This is a genomic window from Desnuesiella massiliensis (assembly GCF_001403615.1).
In the GTDB taxonomy this organism is placed as follows: Bacteria; Bacillota; Clostridia; order Clostridiales; family Clostridiaceae; genus Desnuesiella; species Desnuesiella massiliensis.
In genome coordinates this window covers 713704-730265 of sequence record NZ_LN879455.1, presented here as the reverse complement: position 1 = coordinate 730265, position 16562 = coordinate 713704, and the positions used below count along the sequence as shown (strand labels likewise).

The 16562-nt window shown below is 31.5% G+C and carries 16 protein-coding genes; 1 reads left to right on the top strand and 15 read right to left on the bottom strand.

Annotation, left to right across the window (positions count from 1 at the left end):
* Positions 1-2 precede the first annotated feature (2 nt).
* From BN2665_RS10040 to BN2665_RS09975, 14 genes are all read right to left on the bottom strand, one after another.
* Positions 3-323, bottom strand: coding sequence for a hypothetical protein (locus BN2665_RS10040; RefSeq protein ID WP_055666968.1), 321 nt, complete (start codon positions 321-323; stop codon positions 3-5).
* Positions 320-640 carry a PTS lactose/cellobiose transporter subunit IIA gene (locus BN2665_RS10035; RefSeq protein ID WP_207643687.1) on the bottom strand — a complete coding sequence of 107 codons (321 nt, stop codon included), beginning with the start codon at positions 638-640 and terminating at the stop codon, positions 320-322. The genes BN2665_RS10040 and BN2665_RS10035 overlap by 4 nt, the downstream gene beginning before the upstream one ends.
* A 96-nt stretch (positions 641-736) precedes the next feature.
* Entirely contained in the window at positions 737-2074 is a 1338-nt protein-coding gene (locus BN2665_RS10030) for a 6-phospho-beta-glucosidase (protein WP_055666967.1), read from the bottom strand.
* Positions 2075-2114: 40 nt separating this feature from the next.
* Positions 2115-2567, bottom strand: a complete 453-nt coding sequence (locus BN2665_RS10025) for a DUF3284 domain-containing protein (RefSeq protein WP_055666966.1) — start codon at positions 2565-2567, stop codon at positions 2115-2117.
* Positions 2568-2633: 66 nt separating this feature from the next.
* Positions 2634-4025, bottom strand: a complete 1392-nt coding sequence (locus BN2665_RS10020; RefSeq protein WP_055666965.1) for a PTS sugar transporter subunit IIC — start codon at positions 4023-4025, stop codon at positions 2634-2636.
* A gap of 59 nt (positions 4026-4084) precedes the next feature.
* Positions 4085-4378, bottom strand: coding sequence for a PTS sugar transporter subunit IIB (locus BN2665_RS10015; RefSeq protein ID WP_055666964.1), 294 nt, complete (start codon positions 4376-4378; stop codon positions 4085-4087).
* Between the two features lie 192 nt (positions 4379-4570).
* Positions 4571-7300, bottom strand: a complete 2730-nt coding sequence (locus BN2665_RS10010; RefSeq protein WP_055666963.1) for a sigma-54-dependent transcriptional regulator — start codon at positions 7298-7300, stop codon at positions 4571-4573.
* 175 nt (positions 7301-7475) lie between these two features.
* Positions 7476-8723: a DUF438 domain-containing protein gene (locus tag BN2665_RS10005; RefSeq protein WP_055666962.1), complete on the bottom strand. Its 1248-nt coding sequence runs from the start codon at positions 8721-8723 to the stop codon at positions 7476-7478.
* A 12-nt stretch (positions 8724-8735) separates the two neighbouring features.
* Complete coding sequence (locus BN2665_RS10000) at positions 8736-8963, bottom strand: DUF1858 domain-containing protein (RefSeq protein ID WP_055666961.1); 228 nt, start codon at positions 8961-8963, stop codon at positions 8736-8738.
* 104 nt (positions 8964-9067) lie between these two features.
* The gene (locus BN2665_RS09995) at positions 9068-10159 is read right to left on the bottom strand and encodes a GerAB/ArcD/ProY family transporter (RefSeq protein ID WP_055666960.1); all 1092 of its coding nucleotides are present in this window, start codon (positions 10157-10159) and stop codon (positions 9068-9070) included.
* Positions 10160-10171: 12 nt separating this feature from the next.
* Entirely contained in the window at positions 10172-10384 is a 213-nt protein-coding gene (locus BN2665_RS09990; protein ID WP_055666959.1) for a hypothetical protein, read from the bottom strand.
* A 1-nt stretch (position 10385) separates the two neighbouring features.
* A complete protein-coding gene (locus BN2665_RS09985; RefSeq protein WP_055666958.1) occupies positions 10386-11552 on the bottom strand; it encodes a Ger(x)C family spore germination protein in 1167 nt (388 codons plus the stop codon).
* 6 nt (positions 11553-11558) lie between these two features.
* The gene (locus tag BN2665_RS09980) at positions 11559-13067 is read right to left on the bottom strand and encodes a spore germination protein (protein ID WP_055666957.1); all 1509 of its coding nucleotides are present in this window, start codon (positions 13065-13067) and stop codon (positions 11559-11561) included.
* Positions 13068-13242: 175 nt separating this feature from the next.
* Complete coding sequence (locus BN2665_RS09975) at positions 13243-13752, bottom strand: GNAT family N-acetyltransferase (RefSeq protein WP_055666956.1); 510 nt, start codon at positions 13750-13752, stop codon at positions 13243-13245.
* Between the two features lie 518 nt (positions 13753-14270).
* Between BN2665_RS09975 and BN2665_RS09970 the strand changes: the two genes are divergently transcribed.
* Positions 14271-14861: a hypothetical protein gene (locus tag BN2665_RS09970; RefSeq protein WP_055666955.1), complete on the top strand. Its 591-nt coding sequence runs from the start codon at positions 14271-14273 to the stop codon at positions 14859-14861.
* 31 nt (positions 14862-14892) lie between these two features.
* Here the strand turns inward: BN2665_RS09970 and BN2665_RS09965 are convergent, their stop codons facing one another.
* Positions 14893-16401 (bottom strand): DUF1846 domain-containing protein, encoded by a 1509-nt coding sequence (locus BN2665_RS09965; RefSeq protein WP_055666954.1) that lies wholly within the window; start codon positions 16399-16401, stop codon positions 14893-14895.
* Positions 16402-16562 lie beyond the last annotated feature (161 nt).

Here is a 16562-nt window from a genome sequence, read left to right as displayed (position 1 = left end):
TATTACACTTCCTTCTTTATAAAAGGTTCTAATATACGCATTAAATTCTCCATCCTTTTAAGTCCGAAATCTACGGGCTTCATTGAAAAATTCTCAATGCCTCTCTTACTAAGCTCCTCTTTTATCTTTTTTTCAACTAAAATAACCTCTGGAGAAATTAATACAAGAGCTATGTTTTCCTTTTCTAATACATCTAAATAAGCTTTTTCATCGGCAAAGAACCATTGTACTGGAATATTATTGCTCTCCGTATGGTCTAAGAGCACTCTCTTAAATGCAGCTGCTTGTCCAGTTTCCCTGCAAACAACTAAAAACTTTTTCATTTTTCGCTCATCCTTTCATATAAATGAATAAACTCCTTAGCTAAATCTTTCATCAAAAATGAATCCATAAAGTGATCCTGTGAGTGAATTAAAAGTACTGATATGTCGTTCTTTTCCCCCTGAGCTTCCTTTTGTATTAATCCAAATTGAACTTTATGAACATTCTCTAGTTCCGTTTCTGCTTCTTCTAGCTTTTTATATGCCTCTTCAAATTCCCCTGCTTTTGCATGATTTATGGCTTGAAAGGACAAAGCTTTTGCATTTCCCGCAGATAAAATTAATTTAAATGCGGTTTCTTGGTAATCTATTTCACTCATTTTAATCCTCCTATATAACATCACATTAAACTTAAATTAAATTATATGAATTAGCTACTAAATTAAGCTTATACTAATCTTAAAATATTACAACTACTATTTATAAAAATTTGGTAAATATTCTTTGTGCGCTTCTAGCATTTCATCCAAAAGTCTATGCCCTTCAAAATCATTTGCTATTAAAGGATTTGTTACCATAGCTAATAAAGCTTTTTCATAACTGCCTTCTACCGCAGCCTCTGCTCCAAGTATTTCAAACTGCTTTATTTGACTTATCAAACCTTTAATTTGTATCGGAAACTCATTAATAAATTTATAAGGTATTGGACCATCCTTAGTAATTTTTGCAGTTACTTCAATTATATACTCATCGGGAAAATCTTTTACAGTTCCATTATTAAAGGTATTTACTACCTGTAAATCTCCCTTGTCATTATAAATTGAGGATATCAAATTACAAGCTGCATCAGAGTAATAAGCTCCTCCTCTTTTTTCTAATTGTTTAGGCTTCTCTTTTAAGTTTGTATCTTTATATAACTCAAATAATTCCTTCTCAGTTTCAATTACTTCTTCAGCCCTTGTTTTTCCTTTTGCAAACTTCTCAAGCTCATCCTTTAGCATATCCTTAGTTTTATAGTAATATTTATGATAAGGACATGGCATTAATTTAAAGGATTTTATAAACTCAGCATCCCACTCCATAGCAGTGATATTTTTCATATTGATGCTTTGTGAGTTTTCAATATATTTATTCATAACCTCTTGGGTTTTGTTTTCACCATCAATCCATATATTAAATCCATAAACCATATGATTTAATCCAGCAAAGTCAATTCTTACTCTACTTTTATCTATGCTTAAAATAGATGCTACTCCATTTTCCATTCCTATAGGTACATTACATAGACCTAAAAATTTTCTATGTTTAGAATACCTTGCTAAAGCTTCTGTAACCATTCCTGCTGGGTTTGTAAAATTAATTAACCATGCATTTGGGCAGAGCTCCTGCATTTCATTAGCAATGTCTAATATTACAGGTATAGTTCTTAACCCTTTAAAAAGGCCACCTGCACCATTAGTCTCCTGTCCCATAAAGCCATGAGATAGAGGAATCCTTTCATCCTTGGCCCTAGCAGCCAAAAGCCCTACTCTTAATTGAGTAGTGACGAAATCCGCATTTCTTAAAGCTTCTCTTCTATTTAGAGTAAGATGAATATCTATGGGAACTCCGGCTTTTTCTACCATTCTCTTAGCCAAGTTTCCTACTATTTCTAGCTTTTCCTTACCTGCCTCAACATCCACTAACCATAATTCCCTTACAGGCAGTTCCTTATATCTTTTTATTATACCTTCTACAAACTCTGGGGTATAAGATGAACCACCGCCTATTGTTGCTATCTTTAATCCCTTTTTTAAATCTTGATTTTCTAACATCCTATCAACTCCTTATTAAATCATCCTATCTTCCAGACTATTAATTTACTCTTTGAACCTTATTTAAGTCGCCCTCTATTTGGTTCTTTAAAGTATTTATCAAATGATTAAACCTTTTTTTAACCCTTCCTCTAAAAAAGATACTAGCAACTACTACATTTATGATATTAGCAATACCTGTGGAATACTGTGATTCGGTTAGTACAAGCTTTGTCTTGTTGCCTTCTAAAGCAAAAAATTCGTACCTAGATTTATATGTGGTGCTATTATGGGAACTAGTTATTTCATAAACCTCGTTATTTTTGTAGTCCGTTATCTCTATTAACATTGTTGCAGTCTTTAAGGAATAGGCTCCAACTTTTCTCTCTACGGAAACTCCTATAGGTTTATTTTCATTAAATTTTGGGAAATCTCTCTTAGCTGTTAATTTAAATACTTTAAAAATTTCTTTTGCAGGATAATCCAGTACAGTTTGATTTTTATAAGTAGCCATATAAACACCTCAAATTATTTACTATTTATAAAACAGGGGGATAGATTCCCCCCATTAAATTTTACATTATCTGCTAACGTTCTGTCCAGCTTCCTCTATGGTTACATCTTTATTAGATACTATAACAAAAGGAGCATAAATCACTATAGAAAGAAGTAATGTAGCTGCTGCTAAAATTGTAGCCGTTATGCTTCCTCCTGTTGCTAAGAAAGCAGAAATTACTGGAGGAGTTGTCCATGGCACAGCTAAGTATATTCTTCCTGCAAAAGGAATTGGTCCTGTAAATAACCAAGCAATAAATATAGTTAGCGGTGGAACTATAACAAAAGGTACGAACATAATTGGATTTAAAACTATTGGTAAGCCATATATAACTGGTTCATTTATCTGGAATATACCAGGTGCTGTGGCAAGCTTTGCAAGTTCCTTATGTTCTTGCCTCTTGGAGAATAGATATATGGCTATAATTAAGCCTAATGTAGCCCCCGAACCACCATGCATACCATATACATCTAAGAAGTTTCTTGTGATAACATTTGGTAAAGCAGTATGATGTATTGTAGCCGCCTCAAAGTTTGCTGTAGCCGCTGGTCCATACATAGTATTAAGAATTGGATCTACAATATTTAGACCATGTAGTCCGAAGAACCATAACACTTGTGATATAATAATTAATAATATTAATGTAAATGGTGACTGTCCTAAGTTAACAAGCGGCGCTTGTATAGCTTTTTCTATAGCATCTTTTAATGGAATATTTACAAAGTTCAAGAAAATTACAGAGATAATACCGAATACTAACATAACTATAGCACCTGGGATTACTGCTGAGAAGGCTTTAGAAACTGCTGGCGGCACTTGCTCAGGCATTTTTATTATCCAACCTTTTTTAATTACAAGTCTATATATTTCTGTGGCAAGCATAGCTGCTATAAGTCCAGTAAATACCGCTGAAGAGTTAAAAGATGTCCAAGATAATAATCCCCAACCTTCTACGAACTCTACGCCAGCCTTTTGTGCAAGTTCTGGAGCTAAGGTGATTTTTGCTGTTTGAGGTAATAAAGTCAAATAAGACACTGTAGCAATTACCCCTGCTGATAATCCATCAACTCCGTAGTTCTTTGCAAGATTGTAAGATATAGTAAACACGGAGAATATAACTCCTAAGGCTAGAGTTCCCCACCATATTTGTCCCATAACTGGGATTATATATTTATCTAATACTGGTTGTATGGAGTCTTTATACCAACCCATTTTTATTAACTCTTTACCTATTAAAGAGTCTGGCCTAAATAAAACATTATTGAATAAGGTTACTATGGCCCCCATCATAGTCATAGGTAAAATTGCTATAAAACCATCTCTCATAGCGGCTAAGTGTTTTTGTCTACCAATAACTGAAGCTATAGGTAAGAAATGCTTTTCAAGCCAAGCCGCAAACTTATCTAAAAGTCCCATTTAAAAATCCCTCCTATAAATTTATAATAATGAAGTTATTATTTCCGCCCCATTAACCATTAAAGTTCTAGTGCTTGTTTTAAAACCCCTGCTCCGTCTACCTTACCGTAAGCCTTCATGTCTATTACCGCTACTGGCTTATCCTTTACTAAACTGCTAACCTCATCCTTCATAAATCTTACCTGAGGTCCTAAAAGAATTACATCTGGCTTTTCAAGCTCATTTTTAAAGCCTGCGGTACCTACTGCCCAAATCTCTACTTCGATACCCTGTTCTGCTGCAGCCTTTTCCATTTTAGTTACTAATAAAGAAGTAGACATACCCGCAGAACATATAAGCATTATTTTTTTCATATTTGTACACCCCCTTTGTAATTTATATAAAGCAACTCTCGTGCCAAAAATATAAAAGCAGAGAAAATCAATTCTCTGCTTAATCAGTATCTTTTAATATATACACATTTAAAGATTATTAGCGTAAAAAACTGAATATTTTAGCTATCTGTAATAAATCACCTATACACATTTTCGCAATACATATACACATTAGTTTCTAATCTCTAATACATTTCTTAAAATAAAGCACACTTCATCGATATTTATTTCTACATTAATTTTTTTAGTTAGAATATTCATATATTCTTTTAGCTTTATTACATCCTCTTCATAATCTCTAAGAATCTTATCTCTTACTTCACATATGGGACTTTCTGATCCATTACTTAACCTTTTCATAGTGCATATTAAATGTAGTACTAGTCCCGTACCTATTTCTTCATGAATATAATATCCCAAATCATTTTGAATAAAATCTATAGTAGATAAACATATTTCCTTATATAAATCTAAGTCTATGGTTTTATCCAGTTCCTGTATATAATTCTCTATGACCTCAACATAATTATTTCTATGATCATCTCTTATATAGTTTTGTATAACTCTTATTCCTTTTCCTGAAAATAATTGCGATACAGAAACAAAAGGTATTCCATAGATATCGGGATTAAAGGTTCCTACAATAGCTATAATCTTTTTATCTTTTGCTAGCTTATTAACCGTAGAATAGAACTCTTTTATATCATTAACATTTAAAGGCACTACCTGTATATTATTATCCTGTAAAGAAATTTTATTCTCTAACATTTGCTTTATGGCAATGGCACTGCCTTCCCCTGTAGTGCAGACAGTTATTATAACTTTATCTTTCTTAACCAAGAAATTTTCAGATAAACTTTGCAGTGAAGAATTAAAGAAATTAGAATGGCTTTCATTAACCGCATACCATATTTCATCAATATCCTTTTCAATAAGAGATTTTCTAGCGCATTCGATGACTGTAATAGTAGAAGCCATCTCAATAACCTTTATTCTTATGGAGGTTTCCTCTTCAATAAGCTTTCCAAACATTTTTAAAGAACCCATATCAACTAGAAGAAGCACTCCAGCTCCTCTATGGTTTTTTACTATAAGCTCCTTTAATTCCTGATAGGCATCTTTTGCATTTTTATCCAAATTCATATCGTAAGCATATATATTATATGCCCCTACTAGTTTCTGTGCTACTTCCATCATGGAAGATGCCGTATGTCTTCCATGCATAGCCACCACCACTATAGGATGAGTAATTTCTTCTAAATCTGAATCCTTACCTAAAGTTAGAAACATAGATATGAATCCCACCTCATCTACTGGAAGCTTTATAATAAATTGTTTCTCTAATTTAGTAGCAAAGTTTAGTGACAACACATATTCTTCTTTATATTCTTCAATTATCTTTTTTAAATTATGGTTTATAATTTTTTTCCCAGTCCTTATTCTTTCAATACTTGAGCTTATATGGAGACATAAACCATAAAAAGTTTTATTAGGAAATACTCTTCCAAGCTTTGCCCCTGCATAGGTTAAAAATTCCTCTACTAAATCTATTATAGATTTGTCTACTATCTTAGATAGCTCTTCCTTATTTACTCCTCTCTCTGGACTCCCTATCAATTCCTTAAAATAGTTTTCTATTTCTAAGGACATCAATACATTTATATCCTCTTCATCTACGCCTCTCTCTTGCAATTCTTGAATTCTATCCTCTATATCTTCATAAAAATTATCGGGCAGCTTAGCTTTTCCGCCTTCCAATATTTCTTCAACACCACTAGCACTAAAGGATAGGCGCTTACTTCCATTAACTATTTTATCTATATACTCATTATAGTTTTTATAAAGGATCAACCCTTGCTTTACGTGGGAAGCAAAATCAGTACTATGAAGACGTATATTTCTTTCTTTTTTTGATATACACTTTAAAAATGCATTGGCGCATCCTAATTGAATATCACTTTTAAGCTGACCCACATTGCCGGAGCAATTATATAAAAGCAAGCACCTTAAACTATTAGGTGAAACTATTATCTCTCTTCCAATTCTTGCAGATTCTATTTTTAAGAATTCGCACACTAATTCATATCGTTCTTCAAAGGTTCTATCTCTTAAAGGAGGTATGGTTATATTTATGGGTATTCTCCTGGTAAAGGTGGCAAGAAGACTTGTATCTACGTCTTCTGTGGTAGCACAGATTATTAGTACGTTGCTTTTCTTTACATTATCTACATCTCCTAAAGAAGTAAATTCTCCCTTATCCATTAAATAAAACAGCATTTCTTGTCCTTCTGGAGGAAGCCTGTGCACCTCATCTAAAAATAGTATTCCATTATTAGCTTTTTCTACTACCCCAATTCTATCCTTGTCTGCACCAGTAAAAGCACCCTTTTTAGAACCAAATAAATGAGCCAATAAAAGTTGAGGATTATTGGCATAATCTGCACAGTTAAAAGAAATGAAAGGGGCGCTAGAAGATAAAACTCCATTTTCAATAGCAAATCTATGCATCAGCTCCGCAAACATAGTTTTTCCAACTCCAGTTTCACCAAGAAGAAGAGTATATAACCCACGAGGAGGATATAATATGGAGGCTTTTGCCTGTTGAATAGATTTTTTCAAGCTCTTATCTGCTCCAATTATATTATCAAAGTTTACACTAAATTTAGACTCCTTCTTATTGAAATTTATGCTATATAGTACTGGCTTCCCCTTTATCTTAATAAGCATGCCTTCTAAATAAAGTTCATTGAGGATCTTGCTCACATTGGCTCTTTTAATATCAAGCTTATTAGCTATTTCATTGGTGTCACAGCCAATGGCTTTATCATTATCCTTCAGCTGCTTTTCGCATTGCTCTTCAATATACTTAAGTACCTCTTCTTTATTAGTACTCCTTTTCATGATTTCACCTCAACTCCAATTTAATATGATATTAATAAATATTATACAGAAATTTGGATATGATAAAAAGGGTGTATCATGTAATTTATGATTCACCCTTTTTTATTCAATATAGCTTTTTCATGTAAATTTAAATTTCTATGAAAGGCTATTTTCAAATGAACATACAAAGTCGTTAATCTGATAGTAATCTCTTTTCTCCTGTTATTTCTTGTATAGGCTTAATATTTTGAGTTACTTCTAAGGTTCCTAAATATTCATCTTGTTCATCTCTTACAGCAAAGTATCTTATATATACATACATGCCTTTTATATTAATCCAAAAATCTTCACTACTTTTCTTCCCGGTTTTAAAGTCCTCAAGCATTTTATTTACTACATGAACACTGGCTGGTGGATGACAATTTTGCACAGTACGACCTATTACTGATTTAGTTCTTGGAAATATTCTTTCTTCTGATTGTGAAAAATATTTAACTACATCCTCTTTATCAATAAAGGTAATATCAAAAGGAAGAGTATTTAGTATATTACTTAACTCCTGAATTTTTAAAACACCAGTATCAAATTTTACATATCCATCTTTAATATTTTTTGTTTCAATTTTTGCTTTTTCCTCTACTGCTACTCTGGATGGCTTCCATTTTTCATCAGGGCTCACTATACAATAGCCTATTTCTTCGCTGTCCTCGGCTATTTTTACCCACTCATCCTCTGTCAACAAATCTATAAGCATTGGAAGCATTATATTCTCTTCTTTAAAAATCATTTCAAGGATCTTAGTTGTAACTTCTTCCGACTTAGTCTCTAGCTCATCATAGTTTATATCCTTATTCTGTAGTAAGGACTTAAAAACTTTTATCTCTTGACGAATTTCATCATCCACGCCCCACATAACCTTTGGTGGAGCATCTATTCCATACTTCTCCATGTAGGGAAAGAGTATATTTTCCTTCCTGCTGTAGTGTTTTTCTATATCTGATAATAAATTCAAGTCCTCTATTAAGCTATATTTTATGGCTTCAACTCTATGATCAATATAGGCTTTAGTCTTAGGAATAATATTATTTTTTATTAAATCCTCAATAGCAAAATTTTCTTCTTTAATCACTCTTATAGGATGTCCTATTTTTTCTTCTTCCTTTAGCTCTTTATGAATTTCTTCTATGGACCCTTTAAATACTTCAGCATGTACATCACATAATCTTTGAATTTCTTCAACAGGCATTCCATCTTTGATTAAAGAGGCTTCCATTTGAGAAATTTCATTAGCCGATACTCCGCTTATAAGCTTTTCAAATTGCTCTTTTACCTCCTTAGCTGATTTTCCATTATGCAGCTGCATTATAATGTCCTTTAGTATGCCTTGTCTTTTTTCATTATTTTCATTATTTAACTCTCTGTTATTTATTAATTCACTCATAGCGCTTCCTCCTTATTCTACTATTTCAAATCCATTTTCTTTAAACATTTCTTTAATTTTATCTATATTAATATTTTTCATGATAGCTGCTTTGGGTATAGTCATTACTCTTCCTGCAGTGTTTAACATCACAGAATTTGATATGCTTTCGAAGCCTAAACTCTTTAAAATATCTTTTATTTCAGGAAAACTTGTGCATAATTCATATACACTATTTTTAAATGAAATTTTCTTTATCATATTGCTCCCTCCTAGCTTTATTACTATATCTAAATATAATAAAAAACCTTTATATATTAACTATAAAGGTTTTCTAAAATTAAATATGTGATTGAAATCAAATTTCAATTGCTTTTATAAATTAAATGGTTTTTTCTAATATTTGCTACTATATAAATCAAAAGAGGAATTACGATTTCAAAGGGAAGAGCATAATATTTGTAAAATTGAGCAGTCCATGACATCATCTCCATGACATTTTTATATATTATATTAGAAAAATTAAACATTATAAGCATAACAGGCAGTGCTATGCTGGTATAATCCTCTACCTTAAATACCTTTGAAACACCAATAGATGCTGCATACAAGCATATGGTGATTTTAATAAGTCCAAATATATTAAAATTTAATCCCCCTATTATCTCAAGCCTCTGAATAAAATCTCCTATTCTTATTCTGCTTAAGGCTGCATAGGAAGGAAAATACAAGGATAAATATAAATTTTCCCCTAGTACACATATTTCATAAAAGTTAGTAATCAACATAAAGAATCCACCTAGAATTAGTCCATTGAAATAAACACTTTTTATATGTTTAGAATTATTAATGGTAGATAGTATACAAAGAAATATAACGCATTCTCCGAAGGGAAAGGCAAGTGCAGACCATGCTCCCACCATAACTGGATATACTCCTTTCCCCATTATGGGCAATATATTGTTAATATCTAGCTTTGGCGTTAATAATGCAGCTAAAATAAGTATAGTAATTAAAGTAAATATAGACGCAAATAAAGAAAATCGCCCTATAACCTCCACGCCTTTTTTCACCATGTAAGCAGCTATAAGAGCTGGTACAATCATTATTATACTTTTAGGAGTTTCGGGCATAGTAAGCACATTCATAAACTCACCAAAATCTCTTAAAGTTAAGGAACCTAAATGTATAAAATAAAAAATATATATTAAATTTATACAATTACCCAATTTTACTCCTAACACTTTTTGATTTATTTCAAAAAAGGTTTTTTCAGGATATAGCTTATTTATGCTTGCATAAAGACTAAATAGTATAAATGAAAGCAATATAGCTATTATAATAGAAATCCATAAATTCCTTCCTCCTTCTGGAGCTATAGGTAGTACTATTCCCCCATCTAGTATAAAGGCGGCAATGAGAAAAATTCCTTGCTTTTTAGATATTACTTCTTTCATAGCTTAATACACTTATTCTCCTATCATAAATAATATTAGTCTTTTTATCCACTGTGCTGGACTTGGAATATTTACTTTTAATGAAAATAGTATATTTAAGAAAAAGGCTAAAAAAAATAAAACGCAATACAATAAAGGTTTTCCTTTTTTATACTTTCTAAGAATAGGATATCCATCAAGTGTAAATAAAATCATATAAAGAAAAACTATAGCTACTATCTCCACATTATTTCCCTCTTTCTAAGGTACTTGGGGACTTGCCTGTACTATCTATGTTTACTTTTACATTTACCTTTATAGGTAGAGCACTAAACTCTTCTGACCAGTTCTCTTTTATATTATCCCAAAATTTTGGTGCCTTTATTTCTACTGCTTTTCCAAAACCAAATATATCAGCTTTATACTCTTGTTGAACCTTTTTAACAACCTTTAAAATTCTATCTGCTATTTCTCTCTGGCTAAAGTCTATTATGGTATTTATTTCTTTTTCAGTTAAAAAGTTCATTTTAGTATTTACTTCTCCAATAGCAGCATCGATTTTTACATCTATACTTATTTTAATTTTTCCTTCATCTATATCTGCTTTTATCTTAGATTTAGATTTGTTAATCTCTAAAGTTATAGTTGGTGGAATTGTCTGTTCTTTTTTTAAACAAATTGGAAGAGCTATAACCGGATTTTCTACTTTATTTCTTATTAATAATGAATATAGAGTTTCATTAGCATTAAGATTTCCTATGTATTTTCCCTTAAGAAAAACAGCAGAACCTTGAATTTTAATATCTACTTCATCGTCATCATAAATTCTCAGTATTGGTAGCATAGGTTCAATAGTTTCTTTTATATCATCGCTAGTGAATTCAATTAATTGCAGCTCTGGAAATAGACCATTATATTTCTGTGTTTTTATAGAGTCACTTAATCTAAAGTCTCTTAGGTTTTGAAGTTTAGCTTCTAACCGTACCATTTCCTCCGCTGAAATACCTTCTGCTATATAAACATTGCAATCCTGCCTAACTTCAGCATCTCTATTAAAGAAGTCTAGAGCATGTAATATATTTTCTGAAGCTACTTTTTCACTTACAATTACTGATTTTAAATGACTCCAATATGTCTTTTTACCAAATAATACTGCAGATTTTCTTATAGCTTCGAATATGCTTTTGCACTCTACGGTAACAACCTCTGGTATTATGTTAACTCCCTTCTCAGACGGTTTAGCATTGCTTACCTTTATAGTAATCTTATATTTTTCATTACTAGAATCATAATCAATTCCTACGGTGGTAACTAATACTCTTTCATTTACTTCATTATAGCTCCAGCAGCCAATACAATTTAACATGAATAGGCATATTAATAAAGTTGAAACATACTTTTTAAGCTTTGTCACATAGTGTCACCTCTTAAATACACTTCTCTTATGATTTCTTTGTCTTATGAAATTTTTTGCAGCTATAATTCTTGGTCTATACTTCATATGCCACCAAGGAACAGTTATTATCGTATCCTGTATATCATACCTGTTAAAGGTGGATAATCCCAAAGTATAAGGTACTCCAAAGGAACGTAAGGAGAGAATGTATATAGTTAAAATTGAAATAGAAAATATGAAGCCATATAGTCCTAAAAAAGATGCAAAAACTAAATTAATGACCCTAATAAAGATTATTGGACCTCCAATAGAAGGGAGCAAAAAGCTAGCGGTTCCAGTTATTGCAGTTATAATAATAATTGGTGCGCTAATAAACCTAGCAGATACTGCGGCTTCACCAAGTACTAGGGCTCCTACAATACTAACGGTCTGGCTAGTATTAGATGGAAGTCTTCTACTAGCTTCTATGATGAGTTCAAATATAAAAAGCATAAGTATAAGCTCTACTATAGTGGGAAGAGGTACCGAGTCTCTTGATGCAATTATACTTACTAATAGAGAATAGGGAATCAATTCTTGATGATAGGTTACCATGGATAAATATATGGCCGGTGTACAAGTAGTAAATATAAAGGCCAAATATCTTAAAATTCTATAAAAACTAGCTGAAGAAAACTCTTTATAATAATCTTCATTGGATTGAAAGTTTTCTAGGAACAGAAAGGGTAAAGTTAGTACATCAGGGCTGCCATCACTGATCAAGGCAATTCTACCTTCTAACAGCTTGGCGCTTACTATATCAGGTCTATCTGTATATCCAGTGGTATTAAAAATTGAAAGTGGAGCATCTGTAATAAGCTCCTCTATATAATGTGAATCTAGGATACCATCAATATCTATGGAGCCTATTCTGTGCTCTAATTCTATTAATATTTTTTCAGAAGCTAAGTTTTCCATATAGATTATACATATCTTTGTTTTAGTTTGAACTCCTAAAGTTCTATACTTAATCTTTAGATTGGAACTATGAATTCTTTGTTGGATTAAAGCAATATTTGTTTCCATAGACTCCGTAAAGCCTTCTTTAGGACCTCTTGTAACTTTGTTTGACTCTGGCTCACTAATAGTTCTTTCTCTTATAAGCTCAGAAGATATGGATATTGCTTCAATACATCCTTCTAAAAGCAGTACTGCGTGGCCATTTAATATATCATTGGTGCATACATCGCTATCCCTAAATTTATTATTATCGCAAGTAAAAACTATTTTATCTAATATATAGTCAATCCTAGTTTCAGGAGGAATTTCGTTACCTAATTTAGCTAACATAATAGGCTTTAGTATGTTTTCTAATATGCTTTTGATATCACATAAATTTTTTGAGAAAATTACGCAAAATTTAATACTATTCTCCGCAGCACTTTGAAAATTTTTGTAAATAATAGATTCATTATCATTAAAAATAGATTTTATTATATCTATATTTTCATTAATATCACTTGTTAATTTTATATTGTTAGTTTTGTTACTCATATATATCATCTCTTCGCATTAATATGTAAAATATATTGGTTAATCTTCTTTTATTGTATTCTATTAACTGAATTTTATTCATTTTCGCACTATACAAGTATTCCTAAAATCTTTTAATCACATAAATAATAAAGAGTCACATCCTTCTGAGGTGACTCCTTTTTACTACATATAATTAAGCAGCTAGCTTTAAAAATTCTTTCATAGAAAGAGAATATTGAGTTTCTTTTACTAATTCCTTATCTTCTTGAAAACCTAATTTTTTAAAAGCTCTAATAGAACGCTGATTTTTAAAATTAATCTTTGCAATTACTTCATCTACTCTCCATTCAAAAAACGCTTGTTTTAGCCCTTGAAAAATTGCACTAGAGCCAAATCCCTTCCCCCACTTTTCTTTATCTCCAATTACTACTACCATTTCTGCTCCCTTTCCCTTGGGAACAAGCCTTAAAAATCCAATGGGTTCCTTCTCATCTGTAGTTAACATATAAAAGCTTCCATCTTGATTAAATAAGTGTGTAAGAATAGGCATATTAACTCTGTATATTACTTGCTTAATGCTATTACCAACATTCTGTCTTTCATTTAAGTATTCTGTTACTTCATTATCCTCTAGCCAGTCAATAATTTTCCAAGCATCAGATTTGAAAACTTCTTGCCGTAATTGCACGTTGTTAGACTTCATTAGTACAATCCTCCCTAAAAATAATAAAGGCCTATTATGGACATATAATTCGCCCAACAATAGGTCTTTCCAATCTCATGGAAATAATACCATGATAACTCATTTAAGTCAAAGGATGTAAATGAGGTTTAAATGGCTTTACTGAAGTTTAACTGACAAAACTGACCGAAAGGGAAGGATTACTTCATAAATCTCCATATTCGGATTTTGCTTTAACTATAAATCAAGTTTACGTAATGTTTATCTATAAGATAAACAACTTCAACTAAATTTATACATGCCTCAAAATGCCGTGAAAATTGGCATTTGGGAACAAGTATAAATTAAGTTTACGTAATGTTTATCTATAAGTCAAACATGGAAAGCAAGTATAAATAGCTTTAGGGGAGTTTAAATCCTATTCCTTATTAAAAGTAAAGTATTCCTTTAAAAATCTTACACTTTGTGATATTATGAATAATAATGTATGATAGATAATTTCTTGAAAATATAAATTCAAAGTCATTTGGGGGAATAGTATGAAAAAGTTTAAATTAAAGTTTAATATTGAAAAGATGCTGGTTATCAGCTTTTTAATTTCTTTTATCATATGTCTATTTTTAGCTTATAATGTAAAGAGCAATACTACTCTAATGGTGGAAAACGCCGTACTAAGAAAAAGTTACTATAGCTATAATTTAGCTTATAATACTGTAATAGAATTACCGGAAGGAAAGAAAAAAAACTCCTATTTAAAAAAATTGAATGCCATAAAAGGTGATGTATTTACCCGTGAGGTTAAAGAAGCAAACTCTCTTATTGAGGACATGGTTAAAACAAATAGCGGTAAGATTTATGATTATGCTATGAGAAAATTCAGCGAAATTAATCTAAAGCCTGATGATAGAAGCTATTTTTATTCAGAATTATCTAGATTAGCAAAAACACATATATGGACTCCTGATTATTTAGAAGCTGTAAATGCAGTATCAGATGCCTGGGTTGATATGACTGAAACAAATGTTAAAAAAGCAGAAGAGAAGGTTTTAAAAGTTGAGCTGCAAGTTAATAAAGATTATTTAACTGAAGAAATTGCAAAGATTAAAAAGAAGATTAAAGAAAAGCAATAGTATAAGAAAAAAGCGACGAAGGTCGCTTTTTTTATATATTATAATAAAGGCTTTCTGTTGGATATTCTGGATCACAGGTTATATCTATACCAAGCTTTCTGAAGGTTTGCTCATCACTTCTGCTTAAAATCGTAGTTGAGTGAGCTTGGCATCCTTTTAGCATTACTAGTTTTTCTAAAGCAACTTGAGCAGTAGGATTTGTAGCAGCGCATATACTTAGCGCAATCAATATTTCTTCACAATCTAAAGCCGTACTTTTACTACCTAAGGTTTTTAACTTCAGATTTATGATGGGCTCAAGAATAACTGGAGAAATAAGATGAATTTCATCAGATATATTAGCAAAATACTTAATGGCATTTAAAACTACAGCAGCAGTAGCATTCATTACATTTGAACTCTTACCAGTAAGTATTGTGCCATCATGAAGCTCTAGGGCTACAGCTGGACAAGCCTCATTTTTATTACTCAATTGCTTTAATTTAGCAGAATGCTCTCTTGCAGGTGTAACCACGCTTCTATCTTGTTGCTTTAAGTTAAGTTCCTCCATAATAAGCTTAATTCTTTGGAAAGTATCATTGTCGACATAACCTTTTTTATATTCACAGCTAGTCTTAAAATACCTTCTTATTATTTCTTGTTTAGATGCCTCTTTTATAACTTCATCATCTATAATACCAAATCCTACTCTATTAACGCCCATATCTGTAGGAGATTTATAAATGGATTCTGTTCCTGTTATTTTTTCAATAATCCTTTTAAGCACAGGGAACATTTCGATATCACGGTTATAGTTTACGGACATCTTATTATAAGCATCCAGATGGAAGGAATCAATCATATTCACATCCTTAAGGTCAACAGTAGCCGCTTCATAAGCTATGTTTAAAGGGTGCTTTAATGGAACATTCCATACAGGGAAGGTTTCAAATTTTGAATATCCTGCCACTTTTCCTCTTCTATACTCATGATAAAGCTGACTAAGGCAAGTAGCTAGCTTACCACTTCCTGGTCCTGGTGCTGTAACCACTACAATAGGTTTTGTAGTTTCAATATAAGGGTTAGCTCCATAGCCTTCGTCGCTTACTATTGTATCTACATCTGTAGGATATCCTTTGGTAGCTTTATGAGTATATACTTTTATACCTCTATTTTGAAGCTTATTTATAAAAACAGTGGTAGCTGGTTGTCCTTCATATCTAGTAATAACCACACTGTTTACTTCAAGCTCATAAGCTCTTAAATCATCAATAAGCCTTAAGACATCCATATCATAAGTAATGCCAAAATCACCTCTTATCTTATTTCTTTCTATATCTCCTGAATAAACACAAATAACTATTTCAACTTTTTCTTTAAGTTTATGCAGTAGTTTGATTTTTGCATTTTCATCAAAGCCGGGTAAAACTCTTTTGGCATGAAGGTCAAATAACAGCTTACCACCAAACTCTAGATACAGCTTGTCATAGTTGTTAACCCTTTCTAAAATGTATTTTGACTGCTCTTCTAAATACTTTTCATGATCAAATCCTATCTTCATATCTACGCCTCACTATGTTAAATTATTTTGTATGTTTACAAATAACATCATAAAACTTCTTTTTACAACTTTCTATTATTGCACACTTTTAAGTTAAAGTAAATAATATAAAAAAGTGCCCTTCAGTTAAATTTAAGGCTTAAAGGTTTCTTAACTTTAAG